15 protein-coding genes and 1 tRNA gene are annotated in these 20,531 nt (G+C 40.9%); 6 read left to right on the top strand and 10 right to left on the bottom strand.

Features of this window, described 5'->3' with window-relative positions; all coding sequences use genetic code 11:
- Positions 1 to 85 precede the first annotated feature (85 nt).
- The 9 genes from BIY37_RS07305 to BIY37_RS07265 all read right to left on the bottom strand — a co-directional run bounded on the left by BIY37_RS07305 (position 86) and on the right by BIY37_RS07265 (position 12,656).
- Complete coding sequence (locus BIY37_RS07305; protein ID WP_070067175.1) at positions 86 to 850, bottom strand: M90 family metallopeptidase; 765 nt, start codon at positions 848 to 850, stop codon at positions 86 to 88.
- A gap of 126 nt (positions 851 to 976) precedes the next feature.
- Positions 977 to 2,407 carry a TolC family protein gene (locus BIY37_RS07300; RefSeq protein WP_070067174.1) on the bottom strand — a complete coding sequence of 477 codons (1,431 nt, stop codon included), beginning with the start codon at positions 2,405 to 2,407 and terminating at the stop codon, positions 977 to 979.
- Between the two features lie 96 nt (positions 2,408 to 2,503).
- Positions 2,504 to 5,764 carry an efflux RND transporter permease subunit gene (locus BIY37_RS07295; RefSeq protein WP_080324927.1) on the bottom strand — a complete coding sequence of 1,087 codons (3,261 nt, stop codon included), beginning with the start codon at positions 5,762 to 5,764 and terminating at the stop codon, positions 2,504 to 2,506.
- A gap of 35 nt (positions 5,765 to 5,799) precedes the next feature.
- On the bottom strand, positions 5,800 to 6,897 hold the full coding sequence (locus tag BIY37_RS07290; RefSeq protein WP_070067173.1) for an efflux RND transporter periplasmic adaptor subunit: 1,098 nt from the start codon (positions 6,895 to 6,897) through the stop codon (positions 5,800 to 5,802).
- Between the two features lie 1,177 nt (positions 6,898 to 8,074).
- Positions 8,075 to 8,818, bottom strand: a complete 744-nt coding sequence (locus tag BIY37_RS07285; RefSeq protein ID WP_070067172.1) for a tetratricopeptide repeat protein — start codon at positions 8,816 to 8,818, stop codon at positions 8,075 to 8,077.
- Positions 8,819 to 9,036: 218 nt separating this feature from the next.
- Complete coding sequence (locus BIY37_RS07280; protein ID WP_070067171.1) at positions 9,037 to 10,020, bottom strand: polyprenyl synthetase family protein; 984 nt, start codon at positions 10,018 to 10,020, stop codon at positions 9,037 to 9,039.
- Between the two features lie 124 nt (positions 10,021 to 10,144).
- Entirely contained in the window at positions 10,145 to 10,702 is a 558-nt protein-coding gene (gene efp, locus BIY37_RS07275; RefSeq protein WP_070067170.1) for an elongation factor P, read from the bottom strand.
- 36 nt (positions 10,703 to 10,738) lie between these two features.
- Positions 10,739 to 11,881, bottom strand: coding sequence for a radical SAM family heme chaperone HemW (gene hemW, locus BIY37_RS07270; RefSeq protein ID WP_070067169.1), 1,143 nt, complete (start codon positions 11,879 to 11,881; stop codon positions 10,739 to 10,741).
- A gap of 25 nt (positions 11,882 to 11,906) precedes the next feature.
- Positions 11,907 to 12,656 (bottom strand): glycosyltransferase family 2 protein, encoded by a 750-nt coding sequence (locus BIY37_RS07265; protein WP_070067187.1) that lies wholly within the window; start codon positions 12,654 to 12,656, stop codon positions 11,907 to 11,909.
- Between the two features lie 494 nt (positions 12,657 to 13,150).
- Here BIY37_RS07265 and ispH point away from each other — a divergent pair, with 494 nt between their 5' ends.
- From ispH to BIY37_RS07240, 5 genes are all read left to right on the top strand, one after another.
- Entirely contained in the window at positions 13,151 to 14,893 is a 1,743-nt protein-coding gene (gene ispH / locus BIY37_RS07260; RefSeq protein WP_143299206.1) for a 4-hydroxy-3-methylbut-2-enyl diphosphate reductase, read from the top strand.
- A gap of 13 nt (positions 14,894 to 14,906) precedes the next feature.
- Positions 14,907 to 15,596 carry a DUF502 domain-containing protein gene (locus tag BIY37_RS07255; RefSeq protein ID WP_070067167.1) on the top strand — a complete coding sequence of 230 codons (690 nt, stop codon included), beginning with the start codon at positions 14,907 to 14,909 and terminating at the stop codon, positions 15,594 to 15,596.
- A gap of 52 nt (positions 15,597 to 15,648) precedes the next feature.
- Positions 15,649 to 15,745: transfer RNA gene (locus BIY37_RS07250), tRNA-Sec, on the top strand.
- Between the two features lie 213 nt (positions 15,746 to 15,958).
- Positions 15,959 to 17,041, top strand: a complete 1,083-nt coding sequence (locus BIY37_RS07245) for a DUF3300 domain-containing protein (RefSeq protein WP_070067166.1) — start codon at positions 15,959 to 15,961, stop codon at positions 17,039 to 17,041.
- Between the two features lie 24 nt (positions 17,042 to 17,065).
- Entirely contained in the window at positions 17,066 to 17,842 is a 777-nt protein-coding gene (locus tag BIY37_RS07240) for a DUF2950 family protein (RefSeq protein ID WP_070067165.1), read from the top strand.
- 563 nt (positions 17,843 to 18,405) lie between these two features.
- Here BIY37_RS07240 and BIY37_RS13465 read toward each other — a convergent pair.
- The gene (locus BIY37_RS13465) at positions 18,406 to 18,549 is read right to left on the bottom strand and encodes a hypothetical protein (protein ID WP_179129326.1); all 144 of its coding nucleotides are present in this window, start codon (positions 18,547 to 18,549) and stop codon (positions 18,406 to 18,408) included.
- Positions 18,550 to 18,706: 157 nt separating this feature from the next.
- Between BIY37_RS13465 and BIY37_RS07230 the strand changes: the two genes are divergently transcribed.
- Positions 18,707 to 20,404 (top strand): YihY/virulence factor BrkB family protein, encoded by a 1,698-nt coding sequence (locus tag BIY37_RS07230; RefSeq protein ID WP_070067163.1) that lies wholly within the window; start codon positions 18,707 to 18,709, stop codon positions 20,402 to 20,404.
- Positions 20,405 to 20,531: the final 127 nt, after the last annotated feature.

Here is a 20,531-nt window from a genome sequence, read left to right as displayed (position 1 = left end):
AGGAAGTATCGATTTGTCGTAAGGTAGGCAAGGTTCGCCTGATGACTTAAAAACATCTTTTTACAAACATTTTTTCACAGAACAATCAACGGGAAAGTTGTGCCGGATCCTGCAGATAATAGAGTTTCAATTCTTCATAAAGCTCCGGGTGTTTTCTTTTGAGTTGCTCAGCCTTTTCGAAGAAACATTCTGTTGCCACCGCAAAAAATTCTGCAGGATTTGTGGCGCCATACTTATCCAACACAGTCTTCCGGCCATGTTCGGCATCTTGTTGTAAACGTACATATTCCGCGCCAAGAACACGCGCCCACGCAACGTACATTGAGCGTCGGGGCAAAATGGGTGATCCATGGGCAGCCCCACCCTCCTGGTCAAGCTGATGTGCAAACTCATGCAAAACAACGTTGTGACCGTCATGAATGTCGGCCGCGCCACGAAGTACATCGTCCCATGACAGGATAACCACTCCATGTTGCCATGATTCACCAAGCCTGACCGAATCACCCTCACGCACAATTCCACCCACAGACTCAGACATGTGCGCTATATATGTGCTTGGATAAACTAAAATCGTTACCATTGCCGGATAGTAGTCGGTATCCCGGTGGAGAAGGAGCAGGCACGCTTGCGTGGCGATAGTTACCTTTATCTCATCATTTATTTGTAAACCACCACAGCCCTCGAAACGTTTCTCGTCAAGGAAGACCTGGATATGCCCCTGAAGTTCCTGTTGATCAGCTATTGGTAAACAACGATAGAAAGGAATATTACGTTCAATGGTTTTTAGCCACACCATGGGCAGTGGAATGACACGTAAGGAGTCGCGTCTTCGATGCTTAAAACCAAACATACTCAAAAGTCCTCAACCATCATATTTTTTTTGATATTCTCCCGAAATCGTGCAAACATGACGATACCATGGTTTTTTAGTCTATTCAAAAAATTTATTATAAATTGCAATTGCATTTCACATAATTTACTTCCATCCCCCACCCAACGCCTGGTAAACATTAACCATTGCGTACATTTGCTGTGCTTTCGTCTCGATCAATTCCATTTTCGCTTCCAATGCATCTCGTTGGGTCATTAACACCTCCAGATAATCAGCCCTGGCTGATTTGAATAATTTATCTGCAAGAACAATCGACTGGGTAAGTGCCTGAACCTGCTTCTCTTTCCTGTCGTAGTTTTTTCCTAAATTACTGATTTTTGATACCTTATTGACAACCTCAATATAAGCATTCAGTACCGTTCGTTCGTAATTGTAAACCGCTTGTATCTGTTTTGCATTTGCATTGTAGTAGGCTGCCTTTATTGCCCTTCTATTGATGAGAGGCATCGTTAATTCTCCGGCTAGATTATACAACATGGATTCTGGTGTATTTAATAAAAACTTCGGATTGAATGCCTCATAACCTATGCCAGCAACAATGTCTAATGATGGATAAAACTTGGCCCTCGCCACCTTCACATCCAATTTTGCGGCTTCCAGCTCTAGTTCGGCTTGTTTAACGTCGGGACGATTGGACAACAATTGGGATGGAATACCGGCATAGAGCGTGCCAGGAGTCAAATCGTTATAGCCCTGAGAGTTTCGTTGAATAGACTGAGGGAATCTTCCTGCCAGGAAGTTTATCCTGTTCTCTGTTTCTATGATCTTTTGTTCAATATTGTATTGATAACTTTGATTTTTCAGCACCTCTGCTTCAAACTTACGCACTGCTAGTTCGGTGGCTTTTGCTGCTTGTTTCTGTAGTTTTACAACTTCCAAGGCGTTTTTTTGAATTTCAATATACTTTTTTATTGTTGTCAGCATGTTATCAAGCGCCATCAGTTCGTAATAAGAACTGGCTATTTCAGCAATCAGCTTAGTTACCACAAAATTTTTCCCCTCAATTGTGGACAAATATCTCAATGCCGCTGCTTTTTTGGCATTCCGCAGCTTTTTCCATATATCCACTTCCCAGGAAACGTTGGCAGAGATCAGGTAATCCGGCAGAGGCTCAGGGAATTCTTTGTCGGATTTTATATCGAGATTTTTTTCAACAGCCCCAAGTCTGGTATACTCGCCTACCTTCTCAGCCCCAGCACCCATCTTGAGATTTACAAAAGGCAGATATTCTCCTTTTTTTGCCTGTACTTCATTCCCGGCAATGATAATTTCCTGCAACGTGATATTCAGTTCCTGATTATTTTGCAGTGCAACATCAATCAATTCTATAAGACGGGTATCGGTGAAAAACTTCGTCCAACTAACTTCTGACGTGTTAGTTGTATCCTGTACATTATTATACTTTTCCGGAACGTTTTTATTTTCTGTTTTCTGCATCAACACAGGCGTACAACCCTTGAACACGAACGAAGCGCAGACTATCCCTATCCAAATCAATACGTAATTTCTTTTCATGGTATTTTATTTCTTCGATTACCTTTTTCTCATGAATTAATTTATTGGCTTTCCTCGAGTTTCTAAACTCATTTTTCAGCGCCTTTTCGAGTGCACCTATTTTTCTGATTTGTGTTTTGTGGGGGATATGCCTTGGCAACAAAACGTGAAGTGTTCTTTTGAACGTGCACATCCTTGAGAACAAAACGTAAAATGTTCTTTTGAATGTACATATGCTTCAGATATAGGTTCGTCGTATTCATCTTTTATGAGTCGACGACCCTCGATCAGTTTGGCGAATGTGTAATATAACCCGGGTATAACAATTACCCCAAAGACGGTACCAATAAACATGCCACCAAGAGATGCTGATCCTATGGTACGATTACCAATAGCGCCAGGACCAGTAGCAACAACCAGGGGTATCAAGCCAGCACAAAAAGCAAAGGAGGTCATTAGAATGGGACGAAGACGCGCCCTGGCTCCTTCTATAGCTGCCTCAAGTATGGCCAATCCCTGCCGATGCCTCTGGACGGCAAATTCCACAATCAGCACTGCATTCTTGCCTAGCAAGCCAACTAACATAATCATTCCTATCTGGGCATAGACATCGTTGGCTAACCCCATGAGCTTAAGCAATAAAAATGAACCAAATGCCCCTATCGGCAGAGAAAAAATTACTGCCAAAGGCAGGACGAAGCTCTCATACTGCGCTGCAAGCACCAGATAGATAAAAAGGAGAACGATAGTGAAGATATAAAGCGCTTGATTTCCACGCCCAGCCTCATCAAATGAGAGTCCTTCCCAGGCGATGTCATACCCCGTGGGCAAAGTTTTCTTGGCTACCTCACGAATCGCTTTTATGGCTTCGCCCGTGGTGTAGCCAGATGACGGCATACCTCTAATGGATGACGAATTGTATAGATTGTATCGGGTAATTTCATTAGGACCTTGAGTTTTTTTGATTTTCATGAATGCCGAATAAGGTACCATCTCACCACGATCATTTTTTACATACAAGCCCGAAATATCCGAAGGATACCTTCGGCATTCCGGAACTCCCTGTGTATAAACCTTGAAAAAAAAGCCAAATCGAATAAATCCCTGTTCATAGGTACTGCCTATCAAAATGTCGAGATTTTCCATCGCCTTTCTGATAGACACTCCTTTTTGCATAGCAACTTTGTTATTTATTATTAATTCATACTGAGGATAATTGGCAGCATAAAAAGTAAATAAACCAGACAATTCTTTTCGTTCGCGCAAGGCATCCATAAATTCGCCATTTATTTTGTCAAATTCATGGTAATCTGTAGTTTCTGTTTTATCAAGCAACCGTAAGGAAAAACCTTCTGAAGTACCAAATCCAGGCACAGCGGGTGGTTCAAAAAATTCTACGATGGCTCCGATATCTTTCGATTTCTCTTCCAATTCCTCTACGATTTCACGAACCGTTTGTTTACGCTCTGACCAATCCTTCAGGTTGATCAAACAAGTCCCCGCATTGGAACCGCGTCCTTCTGTCATGATCTCATAGCCGGCTAGTGAAGTAACGGATTCTACGCCATCAACTTCTTCGCAAATTTTTTGTAATTCCTGGGATACCTGATTAGTTCTTTCCAGAGTTGAGCCCGGAGGGGTTTGTATAATGGCATAGATTGTCCCCTGATCTTCACTAGGAACGAATCCGGTCGGAACACCTTTATTCTCAATATACAATCCTACGCAAAATGCCAGTAATATTCCAAAGGTGATCAATCTCCTGTTTACGATTAGGTTCAGCAGCCCTACATATTTTCCTGTTAGCTGTTCAAATCCCCTGTTAAAATAGCCAAGCAACCACTTGATTGGCGATTTTCTCGTCGGTTTACCGTGCGTATTCTTTAATATAATAGCGCACAATACCGGCGTAAGCGTAAGCGCCACTATGCTCGAAAGAACAATGGAAGATGCCATCGTGACAGAGAACTGCCGGTAAAATACACCTACCGGGCCCGGCATAAAAGTAACAGGAATAAAAACCGAAGTCATCACCAGCGTAATGGCTATAATGGCGCCACTAATCTCACCCATCACTTGTTTGGTAGCATCGTATGGCGACAGATTTTTTTCTTCCATCTTAGCGTGTACGGCCTCTACGACAACAATGGCATCGTCAACTACAATACCAATTGCCAGCACAAGGGCAAATAAGGTAACCAGATTGATGGAAAAGCCGAAAAGCTGCATAAAAAAGAAAGCTCCGGTCAAAGATACCGGAACGGCCAGCGTTGGAATCAGCGTGGAACGCCAATCGCCAAGAAAGACAAATACAACTATCGCCACCAAAATAAATGCGTCCCGTAACGTATGTATCACCTGTTCAATGGAGGCACCTAAAAACTTCGACACATCATAATTGATGTTATAATCCATCCCTAGAGGGAAATCGGCCTTTAATTCTTCCAGTTTAGCCTTTATACGTTTAATTACATCCGTGGCATTACTGCCTAATGTCTGGTTTAAGACAATAGATGCCGAAGGTTGCCCGTTAAGGTTGCAATAGATGTCAAAAAATTCGCTTCCCAACTCTACCCTGGCGATATCTTTCAGTCGGAGTATTTCTCCCTCTTCATTGGCGCGGATGATAACGTTCTCATACTGTTCCGGCTTATTATATCTTCCTTGATATGTCAGCACATATTCCAGCGATTGTGCCTGAATTCCCGAACTCTGTCCCAATCTTCCCGGTCTGCCTATAATACTTTGGTCTGCCAGCGCTTCCATCACTTCTTCTGCTGAAATGTTGTATGCCCTCATCCGGTCAGGTTTCAGCCAGATGCGCATAGCATATTTCCGGCTTCCCAGAATTCTTGCCATTGCCACACCATTAATTCGTTGTATTTCCCGTAGAATTTTGGTATAGGCATAATTGTAAAGAAACTTTTCATCGGTATTTTTATCGCTGCTATATAGGTTCACATACATTAGCATGCTGGGTTGTATCGGCGTGATAATAACCCCTTCCCGCTGCACCAATAATGGAAGATTGGGCATGACCTGATCCACCCTTGTTTTTACCCGGATAACCGCTTGATTAGGATCAGTGCCCGGTTCAAATATTATCCTAATGGTAGCCTCTCCGGCACTGGTGGCATCCGTTGCCATATATCTCATGTCCTGAACGCCATTTATAGCTGTTTCCAATGGGATAAGAGTGGATTGAACTAATACATCCGCGCTGGCGCCCGGATAAGCGATAAAAATATTTACCGTTGTGGGAGCGATTTCAGGAAACTGTGATTTAGGCAACTGTGTCATGCCTAACAAACCCATGAAAACAATGACAACCGATATGACAATTGCGAAGACGGGTCTATGAAGAATTTTACTAAACATACTTCCTGTCTTTTTTCTTTCTTTTAATACTAAAGTTATTCTGCATATAATTCCAATTGTGTCATTACCAAATTCGGATCCCGATATTTACAGGCTATTTTATCCTTGTCTCTTACCTTACGTAAACCCTCTAAAAGTATCTTGTCGTTCTCGGTCAAGCCATCTTTTATCACATAAAGGTGTGGCAACTCCTCGGCTATGGTAATTTGTCTCGATCTTACCACATTGTTTTCATCTATTACAAAGACATACTTCCTGTCTAATATCTCAAAAGTGGCTTTCTGCGGGATTAAAAGCGCGTTTTTGAGTTGTTTTTCCATTAAGATATCACCTGTTTCTCCATGCCTTAACAGCCTTTCCGGATTGGGAAAAGTTGCTCTGAAAGCAATATTGCCTGTTTCGTTGTTAAAATCGGCTTCAATCGTAGAAATGACTCCGGGGTATTTAAAAAGCTGATTATTGGCCATGAGTAACTTTACTTGTAACTGACCATCGTTTTTTTTGTTTGTCTTGTAATCCAAATATTCCGCTTCCGGTACATTAAAATAAACCCACATTTCACTGTTATCCGATAAGGTAGTGAGCAGGTCTCCTTCTTCTAAAAGGCTTCCAAGCCGTACATGGAACCGGTTCATCAAACCATCAAAAGGAGCTCTAATCTCCGTAAACATTACGTGCGCCCGAGCCAGTTCCCGTTCAGCCTTTGCTTTGTCGAATTTGGCCTTAACCATCGCCAATTCATTGGGAGATACTACATTGTTGTCAGCAAGCGATTTTGTAGTTAAATATTCAATTTCCGCTAATTTTGCTTCAGCCTTTGCCTTATCCAGTTCGGCATGGTATATGATTGGCAATATCTGAAACATAAGCTGCCCCTTCTTCACCGACTGCCCCTCATCCACATAAATCTTCTTTAAATAGCCTCTTTCAAGCGCTCTTAGTTCAATATGCTGTATTGCATGAATTTGACATACGTAGTCTCTGGTAATGGAAGTATTTTTTTTCAACGGACTGGTAATCTGAAATTTAACTTCCTCTTCATGTTCTGCGTGTTTGGTTTTACACCCTGCATGGAGCAACGAAACAACCAAACCTGCAAATAAGCACATTCTTTTTATTAATAGCTTGGGCATTTTTAATTTTTATTATGAAATAAATCTAATAAATTAAAACAGGTAATTTCCTGTTAAATTAGTCGGTAAAAAGAACAGAAAAAGTCTCGTCTTTAAAACTTGTTTTCTTCATCGATGCATCTATGCTCTTAATGAAGCACATAAAAAAGCAACGCAGAATAACTATTTAAAATAATATTTACGTTTATCATATAATGATATATTACAAAAAATTGTCTAAACCACAAATATTATTTATAAGTTGCATTGTTATATAGCAATAAATACAGAATAATTCTTGCGTTTACTCGGTATAATATATTCATATGTATCGCACATGTATGACTTTATGGTATATTAAAAATCACTTATATTAATAGGTTTTTGTTGTGTATGCCAAATATTAATAAAACACGTTGAATAGTTACATCCCTATGGATATTAATCCATTTAATAAACGGAATTAAACTTATGATATTCCGAAAAAAACATAACGCAATATTTGTACCAATTTTGTTTTCTTTCATATATACTTATAGATTATAGAGTTATTAACTTTGTTACTATACATTACAATTCTGAATAATGGCTGAAATCAACCTTTATGTCTTATTTTAAACTAGAGTAAACACAACAATTAAAAATAGATGCAAGTATCCTTGCGATAGCGACAACCTGAAGCAGTCTCCAGCGCCTGTATTGCTTTGCGGAGTTTACCCTGAGCAATGCGAATGTGCTCGGAATGACAACGTTCTTTTCGCGTTCACTGTAAGAAAAGAATGGTAAATAGTAGATACGTTTGTAAGCTCTTTTTTTATCCGAAATCCTATTTTGGGTTTTGTGACAAGCATGAATTAATGGATTTTATGCCATATTGTATGGCAGATTTTGCTCAAACACGCTCAGCAGCGCAAAGTAGTTTTTCAAGCTCATTATACCTCAAAATTGTTCCCATGATTATCCATCGGAATTAGACAGTACTTGTCGTTATACCATTGCGCCTCTTTTCAATCGCTGCAAATACGTCAGGCTTGGTATTCTCAAGGTGAAACGGTAGCACACATCCTCCCTTCACCAAACAACACTGAATCAGCAACTCCAAATGTTTATAAATAATTTATCCTACGTAAATGTATTAACAGTTTTATAAACCTTTGTTAAAAAAGCAGGTCTTTCGGGCAGGTTATCTTTGAAACTTCTAATGAGAAGATGCCGCACCGTGCGGTGGGTACATATTCTTGTTTGCCTCATATTTTTTGAACTGATTAAATTCTTCTTCTGCCTCGGCGCTCATTCCTTTCAGCAGATACACAACACCAAGATAATTATGAGCGGTTCCCAGTTTCGGATCAAGTTCTAATGCTGTTTTATGGGCGACAATAGCATCATCTAATTTTTTCTGTTTACAATACGTTAGCCCAAGCTCGTTGTAAGCGATAGCAAGGTTAGGATTGAGTGACAAGGCCTTTGTCTGCATCTTAACAGCATCTTCAAATTGTTCATTCATACGGTAGACAACACCCAGACTATAATAGATCATAGGATCATCTGGTTTAAACTCTAATTCTTTCCGGTATATCTCACCCGCCTTGTCAAGCCTCCCCTGAGTATAGTAAGCCTTACCAAGCTTCTCATAGGCGTTTATCATGGTTGGATCGAGCGCGAGTGCCTTCTCCCATGCAGCAATTGCCTCATCGAAACCACTTTTTTTAATACTTTCCAATCCGTAATTATAATACTCCGTCGCCGTCATTTTCTCTGGTAGTACAACTTCTTTCCTGGTTTGCAGGGCATCAGATACTCCTTCACTTACCGCATCACTCCTGGTGATTTCAACATTTTCTGAGGTCTCTTTTTTACTGCATCCACAGGCGGATAAAAGTACAACGATACTGGCAACCGCAAATAATTGTAAATTCTTTCCCGTCATTCCCATCTTCATTTACTCTCCGGACAAAATCCCTTTAAATTCATTCTTGTCAATACCCGCTGTCTCAACATTTCCTGAAACAGGTCGTGAGTTAACTCTGTCAGGGCTTAAAACCCTGACAGAGAGAGCTTGGTTTTATTCATATTTTCGTCAAAAATGTCAAAATTATCGTTGGAAGACACGACACCTGTCTCACACTTTCGGAAATGCATGTATTCAAAATTGAGCTTTTAAGACATCCGCTGCGCCATGAAAGACGCTATCTCTTTAAATATCGTTTTGTTTCCGGTTGGAATCTCATCAATCGTCTTATACGCTTGTCTTACTAAATTCTCTGCATAATCCTGGGCATGTTGTATCGCTCCATACTTACGATATATATCCAGCACTTTTTGGATATCGTTATCTGTTGTTTCATCCCTGGGTTTTAACATGATAATCCGTAACTGTTTTTTATCATCCGCACTAGCAATCTGTAATGCATACGAGTATAAGAAACTTGCCTTGCCTTCCTTAACATCAGAGCCAATTACTCCCCCTCGTCCCTTTCCATGGGTAAGATCAATGAGATCGTCACGGATCTGAAATGCCGGCCCCATAGTTTTTCCAAGTGTCCATATCTTGTCCACAACCTGTTCCGAAACTCCTGATACAATGGCCCCGCCAACCATTCCGCATGCAAGATAATAGCCGGTCTTGAGCTCTACCATTTTCATATATTTTTCTACCGAAAAATCTTCCGCTGCCCGTGCGTTAATATCCAACGCCTGTCCTTCCACGGTTTTTTCATAGGTCGATGTAAGGACCTGCAATAAGGCTAATTTTTTTTCTAATGATATCGGACTTGCCAGGGTGGTTTTATAAGCGCAAGCAAGAAGGTAATCACCTGCATTAATCGCATTGGCAATCCCATACTGTACCCATACGGTGGGCTGATCGCGACGTACGGTGTCTCCATCCTCAATGTCATCATGGATAAGAAACATATTATGCATAGCCTCAATGGCCAGGGCAAAATGTATTGCCTCATGAGGATTGCCACCCAGTGCTTCACAGGTAATCAGACAGAGTGCAGGCCTCACTCGTTTTCCCCCTGTTCGCATATGGTGCCATATAGGTGCACTTAAATAATCATTACGATGCGGCGGGATGAGCTCTTTCAATAATTCGTCTATCTTTGCACCATAGATTTTGATGGATTCCTCAATACGCATGTCTATCTCTTTTGCATAATTGTATAGTATTACGTGATCGTAAGTAAAATGCTTGGTTGTGAAAATGCTGATGTATCACCATCTGTTAACTACCCGTTGCTCACTGTCCACTGATCCATAAAAATCACTCTCTCCCGAGAAATTCACCCGTTCTTGTGTCTACCTTAATCCTTTCACCGTTATTGATAAATAAAGGAACCTTTACCACAAGCCCGGTCTCCATTTTCGCTGGTTTATAGACATTTACAACGGTGTCTCCTTTCATACCCGGATCTGTTTCAATAATTTTTAAAATAACCGACGTTGGTAATTCTATTGAAATCGCCTTGCCCTCATAGAAAGCGATTTTCGCCTGACTATTTAAGGTCATATACGGCATAGCATCTTCAACCGCTTCTTTCGGCAGCAATACTTGCTCATAATTTTCCGTATCCATGAAGCAATAATTATCTCCATCCTTATACAGATACTCCATTACCCGATGATCCAGAAATACATCCTCAACTTTATCGGTGGACCGGAACCGTTTTTGAACCACGCTGCCCTGTTTCAGGCTCTTTAGTTTTGCTTGTACCATTCCTCTCCAGTTGCCCGGGGTAACGTGCTGATAATCAACTACCAGATACAGTTCCCCATCCATTTTAATTACCGTACCCCTTTTAATTTCTGTAGCGCTTACCACTTTAATAACTCCTTAATAAATTCAATGTATAATCGCTTATAAAAATTCTGTCATTACCGTATCGGCAACAAATAAGCCTTTTTCAGTGAGTTTTAGCCTATCACCCTCATACGTAACCAGTCCATGCTTTTGCAACCGGCTTATCTGAACGCCAAATTTATCTTCTATCGCATAACCGAACCGTTCGTAAAAATCAGCATTTAAAATACCCTGACGCAACCTCAGTGACATGATAATAGTTTCAGCTGCGTACAGGTTTTGCGGCAGACACTCATCAAAAGATTTTATATCTGTATTTTCCTGTATTCCATGAATGTATTTCAATATATCTTTTTCATTGGCAGTTCGCACGCCGCGGAGAAAGGAATGTGCACCGGCTCCAATCCCGATATACCCCCTGTTTTCCCAATAAACTCGGTTATGGCAACATTCATATCCATCTTTTGCGAAATTTGAAATTTCGTAATGATTATACCGGTTTCTCGTTAGATAACTGATGGCCATTTTATACATTTCCAATTCAACAAATTCTTCCACCCTGTGAACAATCTTATTCTTTAAATCATTCGCAAGCGGCGTTTCGTCTTCATACGTCAGGGCATATGCTGACAGATGTTCGGGATTTAACTCCATGGCAACTTTTAAATCTTTTTCCCAATCATCAAACGTCTGTTCCGGACAGCCAAAGATTAGGTCAATATTAATATTCTGAAAGCCGTGCATTCTCAATAATGCGAAGGCATTTTTTGCATCTTCACCTGAATGAATACGACCAAGAAGTTTTAACTGACGATCTTGAAATGACTGAACTCCTAAACTGATACGGTTCACAAAATATTCTTTTAACACTTCAATTTTATCTTTTGTCACGGTACCGGGATTGATTTCAACGGTATACTCCTGGATTTCCGAGGCTGGTATGTAGCGTACTATACCGGAAAGTAATTTTTCTAACTGGGATTCGTTTAATACACTGGGAGTCCCTCCACCTATATAAATCGTTTTAATGAGATATTGTCCCCGGAACGCCTGTAATTCTTTTTCAAGGGCATGAAGATAACGGTTAATTGTCTTTGTTTCCGATACCATCGAATGGAAATCGCAGTAATTACACTTTCTAGCACAAAAGGGGATATGTATATAAAGGGCATGAGGAGATGAGTTCTTATTTTCTGTCATTTTGAAACTTTGCTTCAGAAAGGCATTAATATTTCGTCACTTTTAGAACTTTGCTTCCTGTTGACTTATGATGCCTGATGTCTGAGAGTTCTTTCCGAAGAATATTTTTGTAATATTCCAGTCTTATATCCGGATTTCCCAAAATACCATGAAACCGTTTTGTCAGATCTTTATAAATAAGTTTAACAGGTATTTCCTTTATACGCAACCTCTCCTTCCACGCCTGCATCCATAACTGCAATGGCATTCCGTAACCATATTCTGTCAAATGTAACAACTTTAATTTTTCAACCTTATATGCTTTAAAGCCACAAAAAGAATCGGTTAAATGAAAGCACGTTATACGGTTTAAGATATTAGTAATTTTTTTATTGATAATATATCGCTCCCTGGGTACCTCTTCGTGTATATCCCTGGGGAAAAGATATCGTGAACCCGATAGAATATCATAAGAAAAGAATGGGATTTCTTGCAAAAAAAGCTGTATCTCTTCTGGCTCATGCTGCCCGTCCCCATCAATAGTTATTAAATAATCATAGTTATTCCTGATTGCGTATTGGAATGCGTCGATGATTGCCTTGCCATACCCCAGATTTCTAGGATGCACAATCATACGAATGTTTTTGATCTTTGCTAATTCCATGCGAAGATTGCTGGTAGATCCATCGTCAATCACCAACACATCGAGAGCAAAATTTTTGACCTGTTGGACAATTTGAAATACCGCAAATTCATTGAATACAGGTATTGCAACTAGTATCTTTGTTCTATGCATAACGTTTAAATAACCTGGTGTAATAAAGCAGCAACCAAATTCCCTCTGCCAAGAGGAGTGTAAATAATTTGCAAAAAGAAAGACTTTGCCTGGCAACACTATACGGAAAGACTTACATAAAACAAACTCTCCGCTGGTACCGAAGGAAAAAGATCCTTCACGAAAAGTCAGTTTTTCGATAGGTATTTTTTTAATGTAGCATTATAAAAGAACAGATAATTATATAGCAAGGAAAAACCCTGTTGTCTCACTATTTTTCGGCATTAAAACATTGACATCTTTCACGATAACTGATAGAATGCCCGCATTTAGCGCAGTTTATCCCTCTTTTGAAAGAACTTATTGGAGATGCACATCTTATGATATCAAAGCAGATCTTCGTTAGGTTCGTTCTCACAGCAGCGAGATTGTCTTATAACGGAGATAAGGTTTTTTCAGGAAAAGAGATCCCGTTTTTTTCATGATTTTCATGGTAAATTATCTGAGGTACTATTTTGAAAGTAAAAGTTGCTAAAACCGCAGGATTTTGCATGGGTGTCCGAAGGGCGATGGATATTCTTTTGGACGCTGCAAACGAAAAGAATGGTGATGGTAAAGTTTACACCGATGGCCCGCTGATTCACAATCCGCAAGTGCTTGAATATTTGGAAAAGAGAGGAATCCGTGTTGTTGACGGACAAACGGATCTTTCAAAGACCACTGTCGTTATACGGGCACACGGCGTTACTCCTGACCGAAGAAAGGAAATTGAAGGCAGAGGGGCAAAAGTCTGTGATGCCACATGTCCCCACGTGATGAGAGTCCAATCCATCATTAAAAAATATGCCGCCAAGGGATACTCAACGGTGATTGTGGGAGACAAAGGGCATGCCGAGGTTATCGGTTTATTAGGATATGCGGAAGGCAAGGGATACGTTGTTCAGGAACTCGAAGAAATTGAATCACTGCCTCCTATGGATAAGGTATGTATCGTAGCGCAGACAACACAGGACAGGCGCATGTTTAAGGAAGCGATAGAGAGGCTGAAGGAACGCTATGCAAGCTGTGAATCCTTTGAAACCATTTGCAGTTCCACGTACAAACGCCAGGATGAAATCATCAGCCTGAGCAAGTCGGTCGACGCGATGATTGTCGTTGGCGGAAGAGGAAGCGCCAATACCACAAGGCTCGTTAAGATCTGCGAGTCTCAGGGAACGCCTACCTTCCATGTCGAAACGGATGCAGAATTGGACCTTGAAAAGCTGAAAAATTATGATACCGTCGGTGTAACTGCAGGCGCTTCTACGCCGAACTGGATGATCAAAAGAGTCGTTGACAAAGTGCATTCCTTTAAGTTGAGCAGATACAGACGGCTTTTATTTGGTGTAAAAAACGTTGCGAGTTTTTTCATCAGAAGTTGTACCTATGCAGGACTAGGAGCGGCAAGTTTAAGCTATGCAAGCGCTGTATTACTCGGGATTCAACCCCGGTTCAGTTTTTGTTTCATAGCCGCGCTATTTATTTTTTCTATGCAAGTCCTGAATCGTTTCTTCAATAAAGAGGCCGTAGCGCTTAATGAACCAACAAGCGCGAAATTCTACGAAAGAAAACAAACCCTCTTTGTTTGTCTTGGTATCATTGGGGCAGTGGCGTCTTTTGTTCTCGGATTCGCACTCAGTAAATCCATATTTTTCTGTATCTTTCTTGCGAGCCTTTTTGGTTTTTTTTACCGGTTAGACATAATACCAAAGAGTATGTCTAAATTTATCCGCTACAGAAGTCTCGAAGAGATTCCTGGTTCAAAAGAAATTTTTTACAGCATTGCGTGGGCAGTTAGTACAGCATTAATACCTTTCCTTGGAGTACAAAAAAATTTTATGCCGTCCCTTCTGATCGCCATGATCTTTGCATTTAGTCTTGCATTTATCAGGGCAGTAGTCCTTGACATACGAGACATTCAGGGCGATCGTATTTTAGGAAAGGAAACCATTCCTATTGCGATTGGAAAGGAATACACAAAAACAATTCTTGTAATTATTACGGCGCTCATTGCAGTTTTAATGATAGTAAGTTCATGGCTTGGATGGGTAACTACCCTGGGATATTATTTACTCCCCTGTGTTGCCTATGCCTGTGGTTACCAATATCTATTTCAGAAACGGATTGTATCAGAAGGGCTGTTATCAGAAGCTATTATTGACTTTAATTTCGTCCTGGCTGGCATTATGGCCTTTATATGGAAATCAAACCACTTTTAAAAATTGATAACTTATGAAAAAAGAAAAAAACGGCGTATTCATACAATTTAAAAAAGACGTTAGAAAACGAATGCTGACCGGCTTATTATTAATCCTGCCAGTGTATGTAACATTTTTCGTTGTAAAATTTCTCTTTAGTTTTGTTGGAGGCACGCTTGCCCCTATCATTAAAAGAATGTTACAGTTTCATGGTGTAGCACCGCCAAGAACCACACTTGATGAATTCATTATTACTTTTTTTGGACTCATTCTCACCTTTGTCGCATTATATTTTATTGGTATCTTTGCGGCGAATTTTGTAGGCAAGGCTATTATTGATTATTTTGAAAACCTTTTAACAAAGACCCCTGTTATTAAAAACATCTATTCATCCGTAAAACAAATCATCCATGCAGTTACCTTACCCGGCAGGCAAGCATTTAAGAGAGTCGTTATTATAGATTTTCCAAGAGAAGGCACAAAATCCATCGGTTTTGTTACCGGTGCTACGCAGTATAACAACGAAAAAAAACTTATCAGTGTGTTTATACCAACCACACCAAACCCAACAACAGGATTTTTAATATTTACGAATGAAGAGGCAGTTGTTGATACCAACCTTACGGTAGAAGAGGCCTTTAAAGCCCTTTTTTCAGGCGGTGTGCTGGCACCCAAAGACATTATCACATCGTTTAATACAGCAGATATTCAAACTTCCATTTGAGAATTGTTCTTTCAATCACCGTTACTTATCACATTGAATATAAATCTTGGTGGGGAGTGCATGTCGGCTGGTGTCGGCGACGGACTTCAAATCCGGTCTGTCCCACTTTTAGTAGGATAGGTGGGTTCGATTCCCACACACTCCCGCCATTATCTTATGAGACGAACAAGGCATTTATGGTTTTTTAAATTTTTAAAATACCGACCTCACAGGGTTACACAAAAGAAAGTAAGGGTTCTTAAAAAACTTGACATCTCCTTCCTTCGTGATTTATCATTCATATACACGAAAAAGCTATTTCTTATCATTTCATCGTGATACTTTCAAGCCAGCCATCACTCTTGTTTAAAGGGAGAATTGTTATGAATCGGTTGAAGCAAACTGTTTCTGTCCTTCTATCATGTTACCTCGTTTTTATAATGTATGGCTTGCAACCGGCCTTGGCAGAGCTTCAAACCAACACCATCGCAGCTTCGTCGGCACAACCTTCTCCGGAACAACTGCAGCAATTAGTAGCGCCAATCGCTTTGTACACGGATGCGTTGGTAGCTCAAATACTCGCGGCTGCTACTTACCCTGAACAGGTGGTTCAAGCTGATCGCTGGTTGCAGGAACATCGTGATCTCAAAGGGGAGCATTTGGCTCAAGCGGTTGATCAGCAACCATGGGATCCGAGTGTCAAGGCATTGACAGAGTTCCCATCGGTGCTTGCGAACATGGATAAGAATCTTTCCTGGACATCATCTCTCGGCGATGCCTATATTAACCATCAACAGGATCTCATGAATGCCGTTCAGGTAATGCGTCAGCGTGCACAGACAGCCGGAACGCTGGCAAGTAACAAACAGCAGACAGTAAGTCAACAGGGGCAATCGATTGTAATCGCCACGGCGAACCCCCAGGTCATCTACGTTCCGCAATATGATCCATGGCTTGTATATGGTGTTCCGGTTATCGCATGGCCAGGTTGGTACTGGTATCCTGGTTTGTATTGGACATCTCCGGGAGTGGCATTTGGTTTTGGATTCGGAATCGGCTTTTTCACCGAATATAGCTGGGGATATCATTGTTGGGCTCCAAACTGGCACAACCATACAATAATTTATAATCGTTCCGTCTATGTTTCTAACAGCAGGACGTTTGTCAACCGCAATTACTATACTAATCGTGCATACACAAACCGCGTGAACAATTATCACAATCCTGCAGGCACCCTTGGCAGCAATAATCGTGCGTACGCGAATCGCACAAATAATTATCGCAGTTCTGAAAGCACATTTAATGATTATGACCGTGCAAACGCAAATCGCGTGAATAATTACCGCAATCCCTCAGGTGTATTTAGTGGCTATAATCACGGCGGCGTTACTCGTAACTATTCATTTCGTGGTTTTTCAAGTCAGGGAGGCTATCATGGCGGTGGTTTCCATGGCGGACGGCGGTAAACCTTTCTCAAAGGGAGTCCAATCATGCGCATAAGCATTTTCATTGTTACTACGGTTGTGATTCTTGTTCTAATCAGTGTTCCATTGACCTTCGCTCAGCGGATGCAACCGAAAACGTTTGCGTCTGCCGATCAAGCCGCTCAGGCTCTCTATGAGGCTGTCAGCATCAATGACACTCCATCTCTGCACGCTATCCTTGGAACGAGCCAGGAATTTATTTCCTCGGGTAACGCGGTCCGCGATAAGGCAGAACGCGAGCAATTCGCTTGTAAGTACCTTGAAATGCATCGTCTGGTTCGAGAACACAATGGCTCGATAGTTCTTTATATTGGTGCAGAAAATTGGCCGTTTCCGGTTCCGCTGGTTGAAAATCAGGGCAACTGGTATTTCGACTCCGACGCCGGCGCTGCGGAAATTCTGGCCAGGCACATCGGCGAAGATGAAATCTCCGCCATCCAGGTCTGTCAGGAAGTGGCAGCTGCGCGATGTGGAAAGAAAGTCACCAGCAGTAATGCAATCGGCAACTATGCCCAACGCCTGACTGGTGAAGGCAACAGTCAAAATACGTCACCGGAGAAAAATCTTTTTGTCGGCTATTATTTCAGAGTCGTCCCTAAAAAAGCCGGTGGCATCATGCTGGTAGCCTATCCTTCGGAATACAGGATATCCGGAGTGATGACTTTCATCCTTTCCGGTAGCGGATCTGTATATGAGAAGAACCTCGGACCCAGGACGTCATCATTGGCCCAACAAATCATGAAGGAACCAAAAAGCGGGTGGGATCGCGTGCAGATGCCATAAAAGCCAATATCACGCTAATACCCCTTTCTGTATGACGTATTCTTAGGTTGTATGTGCCCGGATACAAGAGGTAATATCTCGCTTCTTAGGACATGGTATATGAATTGACAGCACCTGTGCCCGACGCACGATACGCTCCCGTATGATACCGATCCGATTCGTGGTTAACAAGCAAAATTACCGTTCTTTGAAAGAGTGCCTGTTGAGACAAACTCAAACTGGGAACTGATCGACTGCTTGAATTTAATTCATTTGGTTTTGTGCCAGAATGACCCTTAATAAGGGTATCGATTCTTCGACTATACCTCAGAACATCGGATCTTACACAGCATTTTCTTCTTTTTTTCAGATGATGTATGAAGGTATTTCTGCTGGACTTTTTTTCAGAAAAGAATAATTTCTTCCGTGAGTAAATGTGTTCGAGAAAATAAATTGCAGCATACCAGGTACCGATGGTGACAGCAGATCGGTTTTCCTTGCAAAGGGTTTTGGACAACCGGCGTCATCAATGGCAACCTGGTGAAGGCGATAGTTCTTTTGAAAGATTTCCGGCCTATCACGTTTCAAGGCATAAAAGTCCCAGGTTGCGCCAGAAAAGAAGCATTGGAACTTCTGATCATCTTTGTGGAGGCATTCGCTATAGCATCCCATGAATTTCTCAGGTACTCTTTGAAGAGGGTGTAACTAGCAAAGGTAAACATGGTCATTTGTTTCCTCTTAAAGCAAGAGGACAAGTGTCTCAGAAATTTGTTTAATAAAGTGATGTCAACACCTATCCCCCATTTTTTCTCTTTTGGCTAATTGGGATAAGAACCCTGTTTCAAACGTGGCATAACTGGATTGTATGAAAAAACAGGCTGAATAATGAAAAATCTCTTTTCTTTTTATAATAAATCAAAAGTATTCATTGAGACAGACCTCTGGGCTGTAGATTTAAGACCTCTTACATTTAAAAATCTCATTTTCAAGTTCCTGCGGTTCTGTTACCTTGTTACAACCGAATTTATTGGTGGCCGGTGTCCACTAAAGGCCTCGGCCCTGACTTTTATCTCTTTGATATCGCTCGTTCCCCTCTTGGCTTTTATACTTTCTGTTTCAAAAGGCCTTGGCGCGGAAAAGGCACTTAACAACAAGATAGACACATACATTACAAGCCTTCCCGGCGGCAAAGAAGCTTCTCTTTTCACCTATCTTAAACAACATCTTTTTAAACAAATTGATTCTCTGAACTTTTCGAAATCTTCCATCCGGGAAGAACTCCTGAATATAATTGAAAATTTTGACAAAACAACCTCCTCGGATATTTCAGAAGCATACAGACCTAATGCTCAGAAACAGGAACCCGATCAATATTCAGAGTATATAAAAATAAAAGACGCCCTGGAAGACTATAAAATAGAACTTTCTGTCATTGTTAACTCGATTGATTTGAATCGTAAAGATGCAGGCAAGGGTCTGAAAGAACGCTTTGAGAATGTAAAATTTTCCATTCCTCAAAATATCGGCTCGAGCGCATTACAATTCAAAGAATACATCATGTATTTTGTAGACAGAACAAGCTTTGGATACTTAGGAACGATTGGACTTTTAGTGCTTCTTTCTGTTGTAATCAGGACGCTGGGTCAAATAGAAATGTCCTTCAATGATGTCTGGAAGATCAAGAAATGTCGGTCAATTTTCAGGAAGTTCACCGACTATACCAGTATGTTAATTATTCTTCCCATCCTTCTCCTTGCCTCAACAACTGTCACAGCGGTCCTAACCGATGAAAGATTAGTTGCTTTTTTACATAAAGTATGGATTGGAAAACTTTATTTAAATTTGCTGGGATGGGGTTTGCCGATTATTGTATTGTGGATAGCATTTATCTCTATGTACATGTTTCTTCCCAACACAAGGGTCAAGATCGCTCCTGGCATAATTGGAGGGATTGCAGGTGGAACAGTTTTTTACATTCTCCAGGCCTTCTTTTTGAAAGGTCAGATTGGTCTTTCCCGGTATAATGTTATTTACGGAGCTTTTGCAGCCATTCCTTTTTTTCTTGTCTGGCTGCAAACAAGCTGGACTATCGTGCTTCTTGGTGCAGTGATTTCGTATGTAATTCAAAATATTAATACCATCAGGCCCGGAGGGCAGTTTCTTAAAATAAATTATGCATCTCGTGAGATTTTAGGACTCATTATTATGGAACGTATATGCGCTCAGTTTTTCGATGGAAAAGGAGAAAAGTGGTCGAGTGAGCGATTGTCTGATGCTCTCAATGTCCCGTTCGGATTAATACAGGATATTATCTCCGGACTCTTAAAGGTATCGCTGATTTTGGAAATTCCGACAGAAAAAGGCATTTATTATGTACCCGGCAGAGACATGGATTCAATTTTCATAACGGAAGTCTTACACGCAATGAGAAACGCAGGCGAGAGTCTTGAGCTCATTCCCAGGACGCTTCACGACCAGAGAATAGCGAGGTTTGTCGAAGATACGCAAAATAAGATTAAACAGGGTATACAAGTTACTTTTAAAGATATTATTCAAGATAAAAAACCATCCAACATAAATTAGGTTTTGTTGGAACGCTGTTTAAACCATTTGAAAAGATACGACAATTTTAAAACATGGACAAGCAAGAATTACAGAAATAAGCTCTGCCTCCACATGGACCACATGTTCTCTGTGCTCAAAGCTAAGG

The sequence above is a fragment of the Candidatus Brocadia sapporoensis genome, from assembly GCF_001753675.2.
Lineage (GTDB): Bacteria > Planctomycetota > Brocadiia > Brocadiales > Brocadiaceae > Brocadia > Brocadia sapporoensis.
This window is presented reverse-complemented; position numbering and strand designations above follow the sequence as displayed.

Bases quoted from the DNA above. Each gene is read 5' to 3' on its own strand.
- BIY37_RS07305 (WP_070067175.1), bottom strand. From the start codon at position 850: ATGTTTGGTTTTAAGCATCGAAGACGCGACTCCTTACGTGTCATTCCA.
- BIY37_RS07300 (WP_070067174.1), bottom strand. From the start codon at position 2,407: ATGAAAAGAAATTACGTATTGATTTGGATAGGGATAGTCTGCGCTTCG.
- BIY37_RS07295 (WP_080324927.1), bottom strand. From the start codon at position 5,764: ATGTTTAGTAAAATTCTTCATAGACCCGTCTTCGCAATTGTCATATCG.
- BIY37_RS07290 (WP_070067173.1), bottom strand. From the start codon at position 6,897: ATGCCCAAGCTATTAATAAAAAGAATGTGCTTATTTGCAGGTTTGGTT.
- BIY37_RS07285 (WP_070067172.1), bottom strand. From the start codon at position 8,818: ATGAAGATGGGAATGACGGGAAAGAATTTACAATTATTTGCGGTTGCC.
- BIY37_RS07280 (WP_070067171.1), bottom strand. From the start codon at position 10,020: ATGCGTATTGAGGAATCCATCAAAATCTATGGTGCAAAGATAGACGAA.
- hemW (WP_070067169.1), bottom strand. From the start codon at position 11,881: ATGACAGAAAATAAGAACTCATCTCCTCATGCCCTTTATATACATATC.
- BIY37_RS07265 (WP_070067187.1), bottom strand. From the start codon at position 12,656: ATGCATAGAACAAAGATACTAGTTGCAATACCTGTATTCAATGAATTT.
- BIY37_RS07255 (WP_070067167.1), top strand. From the start codon at position 14,907: ATGAAAAAAGAAAAAAACGGCGTATTCATACAATTTAAAAAAGACGTT.
- BIY37_RS07245 (WP_070067166.1), top strand. From the start codon at position 15,959: ATGAATCGGTTGAAGCAAACTGTTTCTGTCCTTCTATCATGTTACCTC.
- BIY37_RS07240 (WP_070067165.1), top strand. From the start codon at position 17,066: ATGCGCATAAGCATTTTCATTGTTACTACGGTTGTGATTCTTGTTCTA.
- BIY37_RS13465 (WP_179129326.1), bottom strand. From the start codon at position 18,549: ATGACCATGTTTACCTTTGCTAGTTACACCCTCTTCAAAGAGTACCTG.
- BIY37_RS07230 (WP_070067163.1), top strand. From the start codon at position 18,707: ATGAAAAATCTCTTTTCTTTTTATAATAAATCAAAAGTATTCATTGAG.